Source organism: Zavarzinia aquatilis, from assembly GCF_003173035.1.
In the GTDB taxonomy this organism is placed as follows: Bacteria; Pseudomonadota; Alphaproteobacteria; order Zavarziniales; family Zavarziniaceae; genus Zavarzinia; species Zavarzinia aquatilis.
In genome coordinates this window covers 384,752-401,853 of sequence record NZ_QGLE01000003.1, presented here as the reverse complement: position 1 = coordinate 401,853, position 17,102 = coordinate 384,752, and the positions used below count along the sequence as shown (strand labels likewise).

The 17,102-nt window shown below is 68.9% G+C and carries 15 protein-coding genes; 6 read left to right on the top strand and 9 right to left on the bottom strand.

Features of this window, described 5'->3' with window-relative positions; genetic code table 11:
* A complete protein-coding gene (locus tag DKG74_RS08080) occupies positions 1 to 573 on the bottom strand; it encodes a TetR/AcrR family transcriptional regulator (RefSeq protein WP_165837588.1) in 573 nt (190 codons plus the stop codon).
* 108 nt (positions 574 to 681) lie between these two features.
* Between DKG74_RS08080 and DKG74_RS08075 the strand changes: the two genes are divergently transcribed.
* Together DKG74_RS08075 and DKG74_RS08070 are read left to right on the top strand one after the other, a co-directional pair.
* Positions 682 to 2,112: a flavin monoamine oxidase family protein gene (locus DKG74_RS08075; RefSeq protein WP_109904482.1), complete on the top strand. Its 1,431-nt coding sequence runs from the start codon at positions 682 to 684 to the stop codon at positions 2,110 to 2,112.
* Positions 2,113 to 2,183: 71 nt separating this feature from the next.
* Positions 2,184 to 3,497, top strand: a complete 1,314-nt coding sequence (locus DKG74_RS08070; protein ID WP_109904480.1) for an SAM-dependent methyltransferase — start codon at positions 2,184 to 2,186, stop codon at positions 3,495 to 3,497.
* Between the two features lie 9 nt (positions 3,498 to 3,506).
* On the opposite strand, the gene DKG74_RS08065 is transcribed toward DKG74_RS08070, so the two are convergent.
* The 3 genes from DKG74_RS08065 to DKG74_RS08055 form a co-directional block, all read right to left on the bottom strand.
* Complete coding sequence (locus DKG74_RS08065; protein ID WP_109904478.1) at positions 3,507 to 3,935, bottom strand: type II toxin-antitoxin system VapC family toxin; 429 nt, start codon at positions 3,933 to 3,935, stop codon at positions 3,507 to 3,509.
* Positions 3,932 to 4,234, bottom strand: coding sequence for a hypothetical protein (locus tag DKG74_RS08060; protein WP_109904476.1), 303 nt, complete (start codon positions 4,232 to 4,234; stop codon positions 3,932 to 3,934). Before DKG74_RS08060 ends, DKG74_RS08065 begins: the two co-directional genes overlap by 4 nt.
* Before the next feature lie 76 nt (positions 4,235 to 4,310).
* Positions 4,311 to 4,724, bottom strand: a complete 414-nt coding sequence (locus DKG74_RS08055) for a DUF3830 family protein (RefSeq protein WP_109904474.1) — start codon at positions 4,722 to 4,724, stop codon at positions 4,311 to 4,313.
* 93 nt (positions 4,725 to 4,817) lie between these two features.
* On the opposite strand from DKG74_RS08055, the gene DKG74_RS08050 reads away from it, so the two are divergent.
* On the top strand, positions 4,818 to 5,318 hold the full coding sequence (locus DKG74_RS08050; protein WP_207779287.1) for a GNAT family N-acetyltransferase: 501 nt from the start codon (positions 4,818 to 4,820) through the stop codon (positions 5,316 to 5,318).
* On the opposite strand, the gene DKG74_RS08045 is transcribed toward DKG74_RS08050, so the two are convergent.
* Positions 5,294 to 5,776: a hypothetical protein gene (locus DKG74_RS08045; protein ID WP_109904470.1), complete on the bottom strand. Its 483-nt coding sequence runs from the start codon at positions 5,774 to 5,776 to the stop codon at positions 5,294 to 5,296. The genes DKG74_RS08050 and DKG74_RS08045 overlap by 25 nt on opposite strands.
* A gap of 127 nt (positions 5,777 to 5,903) precedes the next feature.
* Here DKG74_RS08045 and gabD point away from each other — a divergent pair, with 127 nt between their 5' ends.
* Genes gabD through DKG74_RS08030 form a run of 3 tightly spaced genes read left to right on the top strand, consistent with a single transcriptional unit; the run spans position 5,904 to position 9,263 of the window.
* Positions 5,904 to 7,364, top strand: coding sequence for an NADP-dependent succinate-semialdehyde dehydrogenase (gene gabD / locus DKG74_RS08040; RefSeq protein ID WP_109904468.1), 1,461 nt, complete (start codon positions 5,904 to 5,906; stop codon positions 7,362 to 7,364).
* A 22-nt stretch (positions 7,365 to 7,386) separates the two neighbouring features.
* Positions 7,387 to 8,781 (top strand): glutathione-disulfide reductase, encoded by a 1,395-nt coding sequence (gene gor, locus DKG74_RS08035; protein ID WP_109904466.1) that lies wholly within the window; start codon positions 7,387 to 7,389, stop codon positions 8,779 to 8,781.
* 2 nt (positions 8,782 to 8,783) lie between these two features.
* Positions 8,784 to 9,263, top strand: coding sequence for a nucleoside deaminase (locus DKG74_RS08030; RefSeq protein WP_109904464.1), 480 nt, complete (start codon positions 8,784 to 8,786; stop codon positions 9,261 to 9,263).
* A 168-nt stretch (positions 9,264 to 9,431) separates the two neighbouring features.
* Here DKG74_RS08030 and DKG74_RS08025 read toward each other — a convergent pair whose 3' ends face one another.
* The 4 genes from DKG74_RS08025 to recN form a co-directional block, all read right to left on the bottom strand.
* A complete protein-coding gene (locus DKG74_RS08025) occupies positions 9,432 to 10,727 on the bottom strand; it encodes a virulence factor family protein (RefSeq protein ID WP_133251540.1) in 1,296 nt (431 codons plus the stop codon).
* Positions 10,724 to 13,258 carry a bifunctional lysylphosphatidylglycerol flippase/synthetase MprF gene (gene mprF / locus DKG74_RS08020; RefSeq protein WP_109904460.1) on the bottom strand — a complete coding sequence of 845 codons (2,535 nt, stop codon included), beginning with the start codon at positions 13,256 to 13,258 and terminating at the stop codon, positions 10,724 to 10,726. The genes DKG74_RS08025 and mprF overlap by 4 nt, the downstream gene beginning before the upstream one ends.
* Positions 13,259 to 13,354: 96 nt before the next feature.
* Positions 13,355 to 15,406 (bottom strand): NAD-dependent DNA ligase LigA, encoded by a 2,052-nt coding sequence (gene ligA, locus DKG74_RS08015; RefSeq protein WP_109904458.1) that lies wholly within the window; start codon positions 15,404 to 15,406, stop codon positions 13,355 to 13,357.
* A complete protein-coding gene (recN, locus tag DKG74_RS08010) occupies positions 15,406 to 17,073 on the bottom strand; it encodes a DNA repair protein RecN (protein ID WP_109904456.1) in 1,668 nt (555 codons plus the stop codon). The genes ligA and recN overlap by 1 nt, the downstream gene beginning before the upstream one ends.
* Positions 17,074 to 17,102 lie beyond the last annotated feature (29 nt).

The following is a 17,102-nucleotide window of genomic DNA, read 5'->3' as shown; positions in this document are numbered from 1 at the left end:
TCAGTCAGCGGCAGGCCGAAGTCCGGCCAGATAGCTCCGGACCGTCATGCGGCCGAGGGCGCGGGCGTCGCCCCACGGATATTCCGGGATCGTGATCAGGTTCAGCGCCAGCCCCTGCATCACGCACAGCAGGCCGCGGGCGATCGCGTCGGGCTCCGCCCCCAGAAGATCGCCTTGCGCCCTCGCGTCGGCCGCCACCCGGGCGATGAGATCGAAGCGTTCGACGATCCCCGACGACGCCAGATAGTTCCTCGTGCCGTCGGGGGCGACGTCCTTCTGCAGGAACACAATCAGGAAGCGCCCCGGATGCTCGATCCAGTAATCGAGATAGGCGAGGGCGATGTCCTCCAGCCGGGCACGCGGCGTCTCCGCCTCGATCCGCTCCAGCCGCGCGAAAAGCTCGCCGAAGAACAGGTCCCAGACCTGCCACAGGATTTCCTGCTTGCCGGCGAAATAGCGATAGAGCGCCATCGGCGAGCAGCCCACCTCCCCCGCGATATTGCGCATCGACACGGCGTCCACGCCGTCCCGCAGGAACAGCTCGCGCGCGGCGGCGGCGATGCGCTGCCGCATCTCCTCCTCATGCGTGGCCGTCTTGCGGGGCCGGCCACGGGGCTTGGCATCGGGGCTGCTCATGTGCGATAAAATATACGCGTATATGAAAATATCGGAACCCGCATCATGTCCCCTGATCAGACCGGCGCCAAAGCGCCCCTGCATGGCCCCGAGCTTAGCACGAAGCCCGGAGACCGAGTCGACGTGTGCGTCATCGGGGCCGGCGTGTCCGGGCTTCGGGCGGCGCAGCGCCTGACGGAGCGCGGGCTCGCCGTGCACGTCCTCGAGGCGCGGGACCGGGTCGGCGGCCGCACCATGGGGGGCCTTCTGTGCGGCGAGGCCGTCGATCTGGGCGGCCAATGGGTCGGCCCCGGCCAGACCCGGGTCCTCGCGCTTTGCGACGAGTTGGGCCTCGACACCTACCCGCAATATGCCGAGGGCCGCCGCCTGATGGAGATCGACGGCCGGGTGCGCGGCTACACCGGCACGGTGCCCCGCATGTCGCTGCTCGGCCTCGCCGACGCGGGCCTCGCCATGCGGTCCCTGAACCGGGCCGCGCGCTCGATTGATCCGGCGGCCCCGTGGGATGCCCCCGATGCCGCCATCTGGGACCGCATCACCATGGATCAGTGGATGCGCCGCCATCTGCACACCAGGGGCGCACGCAGTCTGATGAAGATCATCGCGCGCGCCATCTACACCTGCGAGCCGCATGAAATCTCCATGCTCTGCGTTCTCGGCTCCATCGCGGGCGCGGGCTCCATCGAAATTCAGGCCGAGGTCCATGGCGAGGGCGCGCAGCATTCCCGGATCCGGGGCGGCGCCTTCCAGATCGCCGCCCGGTTGGCCGATCGCCTGGCACCCGGCGCACTGACCCTGAACGCGCCCGTCCATGCCGTCGAGCAGTCTGAAACCGGCGTGCTGGTCCGACATGCCGGCGGCGCGTTGACCGCCGACCGCCTGATCGTCGCCCTGCCGCCGGCGCTGGCGGCGGGTATCCATTTCCAGCCGGCCCTGCCGCCGGCACGCCTGCAGCTGCAGGCCCGTATGCCCATGGGTTCCGTGATCAAGGCACTGGTGGCTTACGAACGCCCGTTCTGGCGCGACCGCGGATGGTCGGGCGAAGCCATCGGCGAGCAGGGCCCGTTCGGCCCGGTGGCCGACGCCACGCCCCCGGGCAGCCCGCATGGTTTCCTCGTCGGTTTCTTCGTCGGCGAACACGGCCGCGCCTTCGCGGGCCTGCCGGAGACGGCGCGGCGCGACGCGGCGGTGCGAAGCTTGTGCCGCTACTTCGGCGACGAGGCGGCCATGCCGATCGGCTATGTCGACAAGAACTGGATTGCCGACCCGTGGAGCCAGGGCGGCTATGCCGGCTTCACCGCCCCCGGCACGCTGACCGCCTGTGGCCGCGCCCTGCGTGTCCCCCGCGGCCGCATTCACTGGGCCGGCGCTGAAACCGCGACGCGCTGGATCGGCTATATCGACGGCGCCGTCGCGGCCGGCGAGCGGGCCGCCGAGGAGGTGGCGGAGCTTCTGCCGCCAGTGCCGCGCGAATAAGCCGCCCGAACAGGCTGCGCCAGGGCGCCGCGCGTGGCACAATAAACGGGAAGCGAGGGGAGTTGCCGTCCGTGTCCAGTTCCGCCGAAGCCAAGCGTCTGCTTGCCGCCCGCCAGCTGTTCGAGAGTGTCGCGCAGAAACTGGACGGCAGCATCGCCGTCCGCCTGTGGGACGGCAGCGTCATCCCCCTCGGCCCCCATGCCGACACCCGCTATCAGGTGGTATTCGATTCGGCGGCGACCATCGGCCGCCTGCTGCGCAAGCCGACGCTGGAAAACCTCGTCATCCATTACGCGGAAGGCCATGTCGACCTCGTCGGCGGCGACCTGATCGACTTCGTCGAGGCGGCGCAGAAGCGGCGCATGAAGCTGAAGTGGCGCGACCTCGACAAGGGCACCCTCGCCCGCTCGCTGTGGGCATTGGCGCGGGCGCCGGGCGACCTTGCCTCCCGCCATGTTTACGGCGACGACGAGGCGGCCCGCGTCGCCTCGGACCAGCGCCACAATCAGGATTACATCCGCTTCCACTACGATATCAGCGACGATTTCTACCGGCTCTTCCTCGATCCCGAGATGCAATATTCCTGCGGTTACTTCACCGACTGGTCGAACGGGATCGAGCAGGCACAGGTCGACAAGCTGGACCATATCTGCCGCAAGCTGCGCCTGAAACCGGGGGAGCGTTTCCTCGACGTCGGCTGCGGCTGGGGCGGCCTGATCGCCCATGCGGTGCGCCATTACGGCGTGATCGCCCATGGCGTCACCCTGTCGACCAACCAGCATGATTTCGCCACGGCGAAGATGCGCGACCTCGGCATCGCCGACAAGGTGACCATCGAGCTGAAGGATTACCGGCTGCTGACCGGGACTTACGACAAGATCGCCTCGATCGGCATGTACGAGCATGTCGGCATCGCCAATTACCCGGAATATTTCGGCAAGCTGAAATCGCTGCTGCGGCCGGGCGGCATCCTGCTGAACCACGGCATCACGCGGCGGGCCAAGGCGGACAAGAGCCGTTTCCGCAAGATCAGGCCGGAAAACCGCCTGATCCTGAAATACATCTTCCCCGGCTCGGAACTCGACCATATCGGCCATTCGGTCGAGAGCATGGAAGCCGCCGGCTTCGAGGTCCATGACGTCGAGGGCCTGCGCGAACATTACGCACAGACCACCCGCCTGTGGTGCCAGCGCCTTTCCGCCCGCAAGGACGAAGCCATCGCCCTCGTCGGCGAGGCGAAATACCGGCTCTGGGTCGCCTATCTCGCCGGGGTGTCCTTCGCCTTCAAGAACGGCACCATCCGCCTGTTCCAGACCGTCGCCACCCGCCACCAGAAGAACGCCCCGCTGGAGCTGCCGCCGACAAGGGGCGATCTCTATCGGTGACGGGCGCCCTCAGGCGCCGCGCATCGGATTGACGAAGGCAAGACCGGCGAAATCCCGCTCGTTGTCGGTGACGACGACACAGGAATGCGCTTCCGCCGTGGCCGCCACGATCATGTCGAGGGCGCTGCGCGGTCGGCCGGCCGCCTTGCCTTCCGCCATCAGCCGCGACCAGATCAGGCCGGCCCTCGTATCGAAGGCAAGGATACGGCCCGGGAACAGCGCCTGCGGTCCCTCCGGCCCCGCGAACCAGGCCGATAGCGCCTCGCGCCGGCGGCCTTCCGGCAGGGCCAGAATACCACGATGGATTTCGGCCACGCTTAGGGCGGAGATGAACAGGTCATCGTCCCGCTGCGCCGCCATCCAGATCAGCAGGGACGAAGACGGCGCCGGCTTGACGGCATTGCTGACGATGTTCGTGTCGAGCAGATAGCGCGTCACAATTCGACAATCCGCCCTTCGTCCCTCGGACGATCGAGGTCGAGGTCGGCCCCGACGAGGGGGGAGCGGCGAAGCGCGGCCAGAATGCCGCCTGTCTTCGGTTCTTCCTCGGCGACGAGCGTACCGAGGGTCTCACGCAATTCGTCCGCCTGCGGTCCCTCTTCAGCCAGTCGCCGGGCGAGGCTGCGGATCAAGGCGCGATCCGTCTCGGGCGCCATGACTTCGAAGCGCGTGACACCGCGCGCGGCAAGGCGCGCGCGGTAGGCGGCGATGGCTTTTTTCTGGGCGGAACTGCTCAATCCGGTCTCCACGATCTACCCTGATATATAATCCGGATAGATGCGGCCGGCAAGGCGGACCACCGTCGGATAAGGCTCAGACCAGCTCGAAGCGGATATCTTGGGCGCCCTGCCACAGGGTCATCTTGCCCAGCTTCACCACGTCGTCGAGGTTGCTGGTGATGGTGATGAAGTGGTTGCCGGCGAGCTGGCCGACCTTGGAGGCGAACTGCACGCCGCCATAGGCCAGCAGGATCTCGGTCTCGGAAATGCCGCCCGGATAGAGGATGATCTGGCCCGGCGCCGGATAGGACGTGTGATTCTCGTAGCCGACGCCAAACTGATGATCGCCGAGCGGCATCCACACGCCCTCGCCGCTCCAGCGGACATGCACCACCTTGCTGACGAAAGGCATCTGCGCCTTGAAGGCGGCGACGGTCTGCGGTGCCAGTTCTTCTTCGAAACGGGCATCGAAGGTGAAGGGGCCGGCCGTGATGCGAAGTTTGCTCAAGGTGAATCTCCTGATTTCAGGCCGTGATTACAATGCGGCCGGGCAGCGCCGTCACCCCAAATGTCGGGCGGAACCCGCGCGAGGAGTTTCAAATTGCATTTGAAAAACAGCCTCGCTCTTCGCCCCTTCGCGCCCGAGGATGTCGGGCCCCTCATGGCCCTGTTCCGCGACAGCGTGCGCAAGGTCGCGCGGCGCGACTATAGCGACGAGCAGGTGCGCGCCTGGGCGCCGGACGAGATGGATATCGCCGCCTTCGGCGCCCGCCTCGGCCGCCAGACTGTTCTCGTCGCGATCGAGGGCGAGGCCATCGCCGGCTTCGCCGCGCTGGACGGCCAGGGCCACATCGACCTTCTGTTCGTCCACCCCGACCACCAGCGCAAGGGCGCCGGCCGTCTGCTGCTGCAAGGCATGGAGGACGCGGCGCGGGCCACCGGCCTGCCCCGCCTGTCCGCCCATGTCAGCCTGACGGCGCGGCCCCTGTTCGAAGCCATGGGCTTTGCCGCCCTCGCCGCGCGGCAGGTGCCGCTGCGCGGTCAGATCCTGACCAATTTCCGCATGGAAAAGCCGCTTCAGACCCCGGGACAGCCTTCCTGATCGAGGGCGAGATTGTCCGGATTGCCGGGCAGCAGGCGCTCGACCGTCGCGCTCGGGATGCCGGTGTAATCGGGATTGCCGCCGATGGGGTAAAACCGCTCCCGCCCCGGGGGGCCGCCGACAGCGAAACAGGACGGGTCGCCCTTGTCGTTCAGGGTCGGGTAGTCGTAACAGATGACGGGCGTGCCCGCCGCGATCTGGCCGAAGTCCTGGGGCAGGCTGGTCACCCACCAGGTGCCGGCGTGGAGGCATTGCAGCTGGAAATAGGCCGTACGCCCGTCCGGCGCATGATATTCGCGGAAATTGTCGCCCGAGGGAAAGCGGCCATAGACCGTCTTGTCGCTGAACCGGCCCTGCAGTTCCGCGGGGTCGCGGATCACGTCGAGGTCGGCGCGCGCGGCGGGCACGGCGGCAAGAATGGCAAGCACGGCGAACGCGAGACGGACAAGGCGGGCCATGACACGGCGACTCCCCGAAAGGCACGGCCCTGATATGCGCCTTTGTCGCCCCGGATGAAAGGGGGCGGGGCTTCCGCCGCCGGCCCGCCCGGTCTTAAGATGAAGATCGAGATCAAGGGAGGATGACATGGTCGCGCTCAAGGACCCCAGCCTGTTCCGCACGCAGAATTTCATCGGCGGCGAATGGGTGGACGCGGACGACGGCGCCGTCGTCGCGGTGAACAACCCGGCGACCCTCGAAACCCTGGGCACTGTCCCCAAGGCCGGCAAGGCCGAGACCGCGCGCGCCATCGCCGCCGCCGACATCGCCTTCCCCGCCTGGCGCCGCAAGACGGCCAAGGAACGCGCCCTCGTGCTGCGCCGTTTCGCCGACCTGATGATGGCGAATCAGGACGACCTCGCCCTGCTGATGACCGCCGAACAGGGCAAGCCACTGGCCGAATCGAAGGGCGAAATCGCCTATGCCGCCGCCTTCCTCGAATGGTTCGGCGAAGAGGCGAAGCGCATCTATGGCGAGACCATCCCGTCCCATGCCGCCGACAAGCGCCTGATCGTAATGAAGGAGCCGGTCGGCGTCGTCGCCGCGATCACGCCGTGGAATTTCCCGGCGGCCATGATCACCCGCAAGATCGGCCCGGCGCTGGCCGCCGGCTGTACCGTCGTGGTGAAACCGGCGACCCAGACGCCCTATTCCGCCCTCGCCCTCGCCGAACTCGGCGTCCGGGCCGGGCTGCCCGCGGGCACGCTGAATGTCGTCACCGGCGCCGCCACGGCGATCGGCGGCGAGATGACCGCGAACCCGACCGTGCGCAAGCTGACCTTCACCGGCTCGACCGAAATCGGCAAGCTGCTGATGGCGCAATGCGCCGGCACAGTGAAGAAGGTCAGCCTGGAACTCGGCGGCAACGCGCCCTTCATCGTCTTCGACGATGCCGATCTCGACGCCGCGGTCGAAGGCGCCATCGCCTCGAAATTCCGCAACACCGGGCAGACTTGCGTCTGCGCCAACCGCCTCCTCGTCCAGGACGGCGTCTATGACGCCTTCGCCGAGAAGCTGGGCCGCGCCGTCGCCGCGCTGAAGGTCGGCAATGGCGTGGAGCCGGGCGTGACGCAGGGCCCGCTGATCGACATGAAGGCGGTCGCCAAGGTCGAGGAACATATCGCCGATGCCCTCGCCAAGGGCGCCAGGATCGCGACCGGCGGCAAGCGCCACGCCCTCGGCGCCAGTTTCTTCGAGCCGACGGTGCTGACCGGCGTCACCCCCGCCATGGCCGTCGCGCGCGAGGAGACTTTCGGCCCCCTCGCCCCGCTGTTCCGCTTTTCCGACGAGGAACAGGCGATCCGCATGGCGAATGATACCGAATTCGGCCTTGCCTCCTATTTCTACGCCCGGGACGTCGGGCGTATCTTCCGCGTGGGCGAGGCGCTGGAATACGGCATCGTCGGCGTCAACACCGGCCTCATCTCGACGGAAGTCGCGCCCTTCGGCGGGGTGAAGGAATCCGGTATCGGCCGCGAAGGCTCGTCCCACGGCATCGACGATTATGTCGAGATGAAATACCTCTGCCTCGGCGGCATCGACCGCTGACGGGCGGCACGGGAACAGCACCATGACCAATAATGCCCATCCCTTCGACTACGACCTCTTCGTCATCGGCGCCGGCTCCGGCGGCGTGCGGGCGGCGCGGATTTCCGCCGGCCACGGCGCCCGCGTCGCCATCGCCGAGGAATATCGCGTCGGCGGGACCTGCGTCATCCGCGGCTGCGTGCCGAAGAAGCTCCTGTCCTATGCCTCCCACTATGGCGAGGATATCGCGGATGCCGCCGCCTATGGCTGGAACGTGACCGGCCCGGTCACCTTCGACTGGCCGACGCTGATCGCCGCCAAGGACAAGGAAATCGACCGCCTGAACGGCCTCTACCTCAAGGGGCTGGAGGGCGCGGGGGTCACCCTCCTCGAAGGCCGGGCCAGGCTCGTCGATGCCCACACGGTCGAGGTCGCGGGCCAGAGCGTGACCGCCGCCCATATCCTGATCGCCACGGGCGCCACGCCCGAGGTTCCGGACATTCCGGGCGCCGACCTTGCCATCACCTCGAACGAGGCGTTCCATCTCCCCGCGCTGCCGAAAAGGGTCGTCGTGGTCGGTGCCGGTTACATCGCGGTCGAATTCGCCGGCATCTTCCATGGCCTCGGCAGCCACACGACCATCGTGCACCGCAGGGGCCAGCTGCTGCGCGGCTTCGACGACGACATCGCCCGCCACCTTGGCGACGAATATGCCCGGAAGGGTATCGCCCTGCATTTCAACGCTTCGCCCACGGCGATCGACAAGGTGGCGGGGGGCCTCGTCCTCCACCTTTCCGACGGCACGTCCATCGAGGCGGACGCGGTCATGTTCGCGACCGGCCGACGGCCGAACACGAAAGGTCTCGGTCTCGAGAACGCTGGCGTCGTGCTCGGCCAGAAGGGCGAGGTGAAGGTCGATCTCTATTCCCGCAGCAATGTGCCCAACATCTATGCCGTCGGCGATGTCACCGATCGCATGGCCCTGACCCCGGTCGCGATCAAGGAAGGCCATGCCTTCGCCGACACGGTGTTCGGCGGCCGGCCCGGCCTTGCCGATCACAACGACGTGCCGACCGCCGTCTTCAGCCAGCCCGCCATCGGCACCGTCGGCCTGACCGAGGCGCAGGCCGCCGCCCGTTTCGGCACGGTCGATATCTACGAGGCCGGTTTCCGCCCGATGAAGCACACGCTGACCGGCAGGGCCACGCGCACCTACATGAAGCTGATCGTCGAGCCGCGCTCGGACCGGGTGGTGGGCGCCCATCTGATCGGCGACGACACGCCGGAGATCATCCAGGCCCTCGGCATCGCGGTGAAGATGGGCGCGACCAAGGCCCAGTTCGACCGCACCGTCGCCGTCCATCCGACCGCGGCCGAGGAACTGGTGCTGATGCGCACGCGCGCCCGGATCGCCAAGGCGGACGCGGTGGCCTCGTAACCATGAGCGCGGCACCCGATCACGAGGCCCTGCTGCGCCTCTGCTTCGAGGAAGCGGCGGCGGCGCGGGCGAAGGGCATGCATCCCTTCGCCGCCCTGCTGGCGGATGCCGACGGCGAGGTGCTGATGATCCAGCACAACGCCTATATGCCGGACCATGACGCCACGGGTCACGCCGAGCGGGTGCTGATGACCCGCGCCTCGACCAGCCTCGCCCCGGAAATCTTGCGCGGGGCGACCATGTATACCTCGGCCGAGCCCTGCGCCATGTGCGCAGGCGCGGCCTATTGGGTGGGGATCCGGCGGGTGGTCTACGGTCTCTCGGAAAGCCGGCTGAAGGTGATCACCGGCAACCACCCGGAAAATCCCACCCTCGACCTGCCCTGCCGCACGGTCTTCGCCGCTGGCCAGCGCCCGGTCGAGGTGATCGGCCCCCTGCTGGAGGACGAGGCCGCCGCCGTTCACATCGGGGCCTGGGGGTGACGGGTTACATCCCTCACGCCCCTTGCGGATTGAACGCCCCCAGTCCCTCGTCGCCCCGGCGCAGGCCGGGGCCTTTCGACGATGAAGGTGCCCTACCCGGCCCCAGATGCCGGCCTTCGCCGGCATGACGAGAAGTGAACGGCGGATGTCACGCCGATAATGTCACCCTCACGGTTTGGCGTCCGCCCGGCGCGCGACACCGTCCAGCACGATCTGGGCGAGGTGGTCGTAGTCGCCGTCGAAATGATGGCCGCCGTCGATGGTCACCACCTCGACGCCTTCCTTGTCGTGCAATTCCTTGCAGATGGCGTCGTCATCCTCGTTGCCGTCGATGCACTGGATGAGGCCGGGCTTGATCTTTTCAAGCTCGGGCAGGGTCGGCACAGCATCCGTGCTGTCGCCGAGGAATTCGCCGACCGAGACTTCCCAGCTCGCCTCTTCCGAGAGGCCGAGCAGGGAGAGCTGCACCACTGCCGCCCGATCCGCCTCGGGCAGCAGGTTGTAGAGCGTCGGCATGATGTCGGCGCCGAAGGAATAGCCGACGAGCACGACCTTATCGACGCCAAAGCGGCGACGGTAGGTTTCGATGATCATGGCGAGGTCGGCGGCGCTGTCCTCGGGGCTGCGCCTCGTCCAGAAATAGCGCAGCATGTCGAGGCCGACGGTCGGCACCCCTTCGGCCTGCAGATATTCCGCGACATCCTTGTCGAGATCGCGCCAGCCGCCGTCGCCCGAATAGACGATGGCCATGACGCCATGGGCGGGTTTGGCCGGCAGTTCCACCAGCGGCAGATCCTCCACCCCCTTGCCGGCGTCGACGAGGCCGGTCAGCCGGCTGGCCAGGGCGACGGCGGGCGGCAGCGAGACCTTGGCCGGCGCGACCGTCGTCATACCCGCGCGGGCCTGCACCGCATCGTTGAAAGTGCGGCGCTGGGACGACAGGGCGATGCCCGGCACATCGGCGACGGCGCCCGCCGGGCACAGCGGCTTGTCCCCGGCGGCCAGCGGCGCGCTGTCGACGGCGATCACCCCGGCGAAGGTCGCCGCCCGGGCCTGCTGCGCCAGGGCAAGGGCGAAGCCGCCGCCCTGACCGATGCCGGCGATCCACGGCAGATGATAGGTCGAGAGCGAGAGCCGGCGCTGCACCTCGTGGCTGAGGTCCTGCGCCGCCCATTGCGGCGAGACGCAGGCGTCCTGTTCCTTGGCCGTGCGGGCCAGCACGGTGGGCAGATCGACCGCGATCACGGCGATGCCCTGTGCGGTCAGCCGGTCGGCGGCGGCCTGGGCGGTCGCGTCCCAGCCCTGCCGGTCCGAGATCAGCAGGGCGACGGCGCGCACATCGGCAGCCGCCGGCAGCACCCGGACCTGACCGAGCAGGCCGCCGTCGACCGTCATGTCCTCGGCCCGGGCCCCCTGCGCGCCCATCATGAGGGCAAGGCTCAACAGAAGGGTTTTCAGTCTCATTTCGCCACCACGCCGCGCCAGCCGCCACTGATCAGCACCGTGATGTCCGCGAGTGCGATCATGGGGTTCATGCCGCCCGAGACCGCGAGATAGCGCGGCTCCCAGACCGGGGAAAACTTGCCTTTGAAACTGTGCAGGCCGGCGAAATTGTAGAACCTCTCGCCATGCTCGAACACCGCTCTTCCGACCCGGTACCACAGGGTCGCGGCGCTGCTCTCGGGCAGGCCGGCCAGCGGCGCCATGCCGAGATTGAAACGGCCATAGCCCTGTTCCTTGAAATGCAGCAACAGGCTGATGAAGAGGAAATCCATGCTGCCGGTCGGCGCGTCGGAAGCGAAGCGCATCAGGTCGACGCTGACCTCGTCCTTCAGTGTCGTCAGCATCAGGGTGGCGAAGGCGACCACCTTGCCTTCCCGCCGCAGCACGGCGACCGGCTGGCAGGCGACATAGGCGGGATCGAAGGCGCCGAGGGAGAAACGCTTCTCCCGCACATTGTGCAGCGCCAGCCATTCGTCGGACACCGCGCGCAGCTCGGCCATATGGGATGGCACGGCTTCGAGCGGGATCATCTCGAAGACGAGGCCGTCGCGCTGGCCCTTGTTGTAGGCATGGCGCAGGTTGGCGCGTTTCGAACCCTTCAGCTCGAAGCCGGCGAGTTCGACCATCGCCTCCTCGCCCAGCTTGAAGGCGGTCAGCCCGGCATCGGCATAGAGCGACAGGTGGGGCGGCTCGACCTGATAGAACACCGCCCGGCCGCCCGCGCCGCGCGCGGTCTCGACGAAGCGCCAGACCAGTTCGGGCCAGGACGAACGCTCGCCCACCGGATCGCCCAGGGCGATCCACGAGCGCCCCTGCCGGCCATACATGATGAACGCCTTGCCATCGGCCGAGAACATCAGGTTCTTGTCACCCATCAGGGCAAGCTGGCCTTGCGTGTCGGGCTGGGCGGCGAAGATCGCCCGCGCCTTCTCGATCTCGTCGTCGCTCGCCTCGGTCGCGGGCGGGGCCAGCGGACGTAGCAGCGACCAGGCGGCAAGGCCGAGGGCGAGGATGGTGAGGCCCAGCAGGGCGCGCAGGCCGCGCGGCGCCTCGGCCGAGAATTCGAACTGCCACCACAGTTCATGGGCGTAGTCGACGTCCTTGTAGGCGAAGAACAGCACGGCGACGGCGCTGACCAGCAGCACCGCGATGGTCATCAGCCAGCGCCCGCCCAGCACCTGATGCAGGAGCGGCGCCGGCCGCTTGAACGAGTCCCGGGCCAGCAGGAGGAGGACGAGCAGGATGCCGAGCAGGGTGCTCTCGGTCAGCGCGATGCCCTTCATCAGCGACAGCACCATGGCGATCGGCGTGATCGCCACCGCCGCCCACCATGCCCCATCCAGCCGGTAGGCGAGACCGCGCGCCGTCACCAGCAGCAGAAGGCCGAGGATCGAGGAGATGAAATGCGCGCCCTCGACGATGGGCAGCGAGAGCAGGACGGCCAGCTGGTCCAGCCGCGCATCCTCGGCCGGAGTCACGCCCGAGAACACCAGCATCCCGCCGAGCAGCAGGGCGAGCGCGGCGATGACCGGCGGCACCACCCGCACGCCTTCGCGGAACAACCCGCTGGTGGCGAGGCGCGCGGCCGCCCGCCGGGTTTCCAGCAGACTGACGACGACGGCCGCGAGCAGCAGCGGCACGACATGATAGACGATGCGATAGAGCAGAAGGGCGCCCAGCACCTGCCCCGTATCCGCCTGCGCGCCGACGAGGGCGACGATCACCGTCTCGAACACGCCAAGACCGGCGGGAACATGGGACAGCACGCCAAGGCCGATGGCGACGGCATAGACGGCGATGAAACCGGTCCAGCCGACGTCGATGGGGGGCAGCAGGATCCACAGCGCGCTGCCCGCGGCCGTGATGTCGATCACCGTCGCCGCCAGCTGCTGGACGATCAGGCGCGGCGCCGGCGTCTCCAGCCGGTGCTGGCGGAAGCGGAGCGCACCGCCGCGAAAGGCGGCGATCAGCAGCACCGCCGGCACGACGAGCAGCAGCGCCCCCGCCGGCCGCAGCAGCGCCTCCGGCATGTCGAGCCCCGGCGCCGCGCCCGCGATCAGAAGCCCGAGGCCAGTGGTCGACAGCAGGCCGATGCCGAAGGCGGCGGTAACGAAGGCGATCACGCGCGCCACATCCTCGGGCTCGAGACCATAGGGCGTGTAGAAGCGATAGCGGATGGCGCCAGCGGTCAGCGGACCGAAGCCCATCGTATTGCCGACGGCATAGGCGCAAAAGGACGCCACCGAGACGACGCCGTAAGGAATGCGCGCCCCGACGTAAGAAAGCGCCGAGCGGTCGTAGAGCGTGAGGGCGAGGAAGCTGACGGCGGTGCAGCCGAGCGCCACGGCGACCTGCCATGAGGGTGTGGCGCGCAGGGCGGCCATCACGTCGTCATAGGAGATTTCCTGCGCGAGATGGCTGAGCGCGACCCANGGGGGGGGGGGGGGGGGGGGGGGGGGGGGGGGGAGCCGGCGGGACCGATCGTCGCGCATGGCCGGTGCCAGAGGGGGCTTTGCCGGTGAGGGCCGGCGTCAGCCCCGAGAAACGCCCGGAACGTGGCGTAATTGGGGCGGTCTCCCCGCCGGCCTTCAACCGCCGATCAGCGCCAGCCATTCGTCTTCGGTCATGACCTGAACACCGAATTCGGCCGCCTTGGCGAGTTTCGAGCCCGCGCCGGGGCCGGCGACGACGATGTCGGTCTTCTTGGAAACCGACCCCGAGACCTTGGCGCCCAGGGTTTCCGCCCGCGCCTTGGCCTCGTCGCGGGTCATGCGCTCCAATGTGCCGGTGAAGACCACGGTCTTGCCGGCCACCGGGCTGTCGGTCGCCCGCGCCTCCGGCGGCTGGACGTCGAGCAGGGGCAGCAGATCGCGCAGGGTCTTCTGGTTATGCGGCTCGGCCAGGAACTGGCCGAAAGCCTCGACCACGATGGGGCCGAGGCCATCGACGGTCAGAAGTTCGGCAAGCGCGGCCGCCCGTGCCTCCTCATCGCCGAGGCAGGCGGCGGTGAAGGCTTCGATGCCGCCGAAATGGCGCGCGATCAGGCTGGCGTTGCGCTCGCCGACATGGCGGATGCCGAGGGCGAACAGCAGCCGGGCCAGCGGCACCCTGCGCTTCTCGCGGATCGCCTCGAACAGCTTGCGGGCGGACTGGCTGCCCCAGCCATCGCGCGCGCGCAGCGGCGTGAGCGAGCCGGCGTCCCGTTCCTCCAGCGTGAAGATGTCGGCGGGGCCATGGGAAATCAGGCCCCAGTCCCACAGCGCCTTCACCTGCTTCTCGCCCAGACCCTCGATATCGAAGGCCTGACGGCTGACGAAATGGCGCAGGCGTTCGACGGCTTGCGCCTCGCAGGTCAGGCCGCCGGTACAGCGGCGCACCACCTCCCCCTCCTCCCGCGTTGCGGTCGAACCGCAGACCGGGCAATGGTCGGGGAAGGTGAAGGGCGCGGCGCCCTCGGGTCGCAATTCGGCGATGACGCGCACCACCTGGGGGATGACATCGCCCGCGCGCTGGACGACGACCGTATCGCCGACGCGGATATCCTTGCGGGCGATCTCGTCCTCGTTGTGCAGGGTCGCGTTGGCGACGACGACGCCGCCGACGGTGACCGGCACCAGTCGCGCCACCGGGGTGAGCGAGCCGGTCCGGCCGACCTGGATGTCGATGCCCTCGACCGTGGTCCGCGCCTGTTCGGCCGGGAACTTGTGGGCGACGGCCCAGCGCGGCGCGCGCGAGACCATGCCGAGGCGGTCCTGCCAGTCCAGCCGGTCGACCTTGTAGACGACGCCGTCGATGTCGTAGTCGATGCTCGCCCGCTCGGCTTCCAGTTCGCGGAACGTGGCCATCACCGCGCCGATATCGGGGGCGAGGCGCGCGCGCGGGTTCAGCGGCAGGCCGAACCCGCCCAGCCATTGCATCGCCTGTTCTTGTGTCGGCGGCAGGGGGGCTGAAACCTCGCCCCAGCCGTGCAGGAAGAAACGCAGGGGCCGCGCCGCCGTGATCGCCGGGTCGAGCTGGCGCAGCGAACCCGCCGCCGCGTTGCGCGGATTGGCGAAGACCTTTTCGCCCGCCGCTTCCTGCCGCGCATTGAGGCGCAGGAAATCGGCGCGTCCCATGTAAACCTCGCCCCGCACCTCGAGGATGTCGGGCGCGCCGCGCAGGGCCTGGGGAATGCCGGCGATGGTCCGGACGTTTGACGTTACATTCTCCCCGACCCGGCCATCGCCCCGCGTCGCGCCGAGGACGAGTTGCCCCTTCTCGTAGCGCAACGACAGGGACAGGCCGTCGATCTTCGGCTCGGCATAGAGCGCGACCTCCTCCTCGCCGAGGGCGAGGAAGCGGCGGACACCGGTGACGAAGGCGCGGACGTCTTCCTCGGTGAAGACTTTCTCGAGGCTGAGCATGGGCCGCGCATGGGCGACCTTGTCGAATTTCGCCGCTGCTTGCCCCGCGACAGTCTCGGTCGGGCTGCCCGCCTTCAGGTCGGGGTAGTCCGCCTCGATCTCCAGCAGCCGGGCCACCAGGCCATCATATTCGGCGTCGGAGACAGTGGGGGCGTCATCCTCGTAGTAACGCCGGTCGTGCTCCCGCACTTCGGCGGCGATGCGGGCGTGTTCGGCGCGAATGTCGTCCGGGGTCATCAGCGGGCGGCCTTCAGCAGGGCGTCGGCGGCGGCGCGGGCGGCGGCGGTGATTTCCGCGCCCGAGAGCATCCGCGCGATTTCCTCGCGCCGCGCCGGCTTGTCGAGGGTGACCACCTCGGTCCGCGTGGTCACCCCATCGGTTTCCTTGGCGATGCGGAAATGCTGGCGCCCGCGCGCCGCGACCTGCGGGCTGTGGGTGACGACGAGCACCTGGGCATTGCCGGCGAGGCGGGCCAGACGGTCGCCCACCGCGTCGGCGACGGCGCCGCCGATGCCGCGGTCGACTTCATCGAAGACCATGGTCGGCGCCGTGCCGGCCCCGGCCAGCACGACTTTCAGCGCCAGGATGAAACGCGCCAGTTCGCCGCCCGAGGCGATCTTGATCAGGGCGCCGAAGGGCGCGCCGGGATTGGTCGCCACCTCGAAGGTCACGCGGTCGGCGCCGTCGGCGGTCCATTGGCCATCGCCCAGCGGCTCCACCCGCGTGCGGAACTTGGCCTTGCCCAGTTTCAGCGCGTCGAGTTCGGCGTTCACGCCCTCGTCCATGCGCGCGGCGGCCTCGACGCGGGCGCGGCTGAGGGCGGCGCAGGCAGCGACCAGATGCCGGCGGCTCTCGTCGCGCTGGGCGGCGAGGACGCCGACCCGCCCCTCGCCGGCATCGAGGGCGGCGATCCGTCCCTCCATCTCGGCGGCGAGGCCGGCGAGGGCATCGGGCTGGACATGATGCTTGCGCGCGGCGGCGCGCAGGGCGAACAGCCTCTCCTCGACGATCTCGAGCCGGCGCTCGTCATAGGCGATGGCGGACCTTGCCGCGGACAGGGCCGAGACCGCCTCCTCCGCCTCCAGCGCCGCGCGGTCGAGGGCGTTCAGCACCCCTTCCAGCTGGGGGCCGAGACGGCCCGCCGCCCGCTCCAGCCGGCGCTGGGCCGCGCGCAGCCTGGTCTCGATGCCGCCGCTCTCGGCCAGCATCCCGGCCACCTCGTCGAGGTCGCCGGCGGCGCGTGCGCCTTCCTGCATCAGATGGCGTTCAGCGGCCAGCTTCTCCTCCTCGCCCGGCTCGGGACCGAGCTGGCGGAGTTCGGCGACGACATGGCGGAGATATTCCTCGTCGCGCCGGGCGTCCTGAAGCTTCGCTTCGGCGGCGGCGAGATCGGCGGCGGCACGGGCATGGGCGCCATGGGCTTCGCGCACGGCGGCCAGCAGGGCGGCGTGACCGGCGAAGGCGTCGAGCAGATCGCGGTGGCCGGCGGGATTGAGCAGGCCCCGGTCGTCGTGCTGGCCATGCGCCTCCATCAACAGGGCGCCGATCTGGGCCAGCAGGCCGACGCTGGCCGACTGGTCATCGACGAAGGCGCGGCTGCGTCCGTCCTTGGTCACGATCCGGCGCAAGACGAGGGTATCGGCGGTCTGCCAGCCCTGATCGCGCAGCAGGGTTTCGACCGCATGGCCGGGCGGCAGGGCGAATTCGGCGCTGATCACCGCCTGATCGGCACCGGGACGCACCAGACCGGAATCGGCCCGCGCGCCAAGGGCAAGGCCGAGCGAATCGAGCAGGATGGATTTGCCGGCGCCGGTCTCGCCCGTCAGCACGGTCAGACCGGGCGCGAAATCGAGGTCCAGGCGCTCGATCAGCACCACGTCACGAATGGCGAGTCGAAGCAGCATGGCGGCGCAGAAGCGGGCCTCGCGGCCCG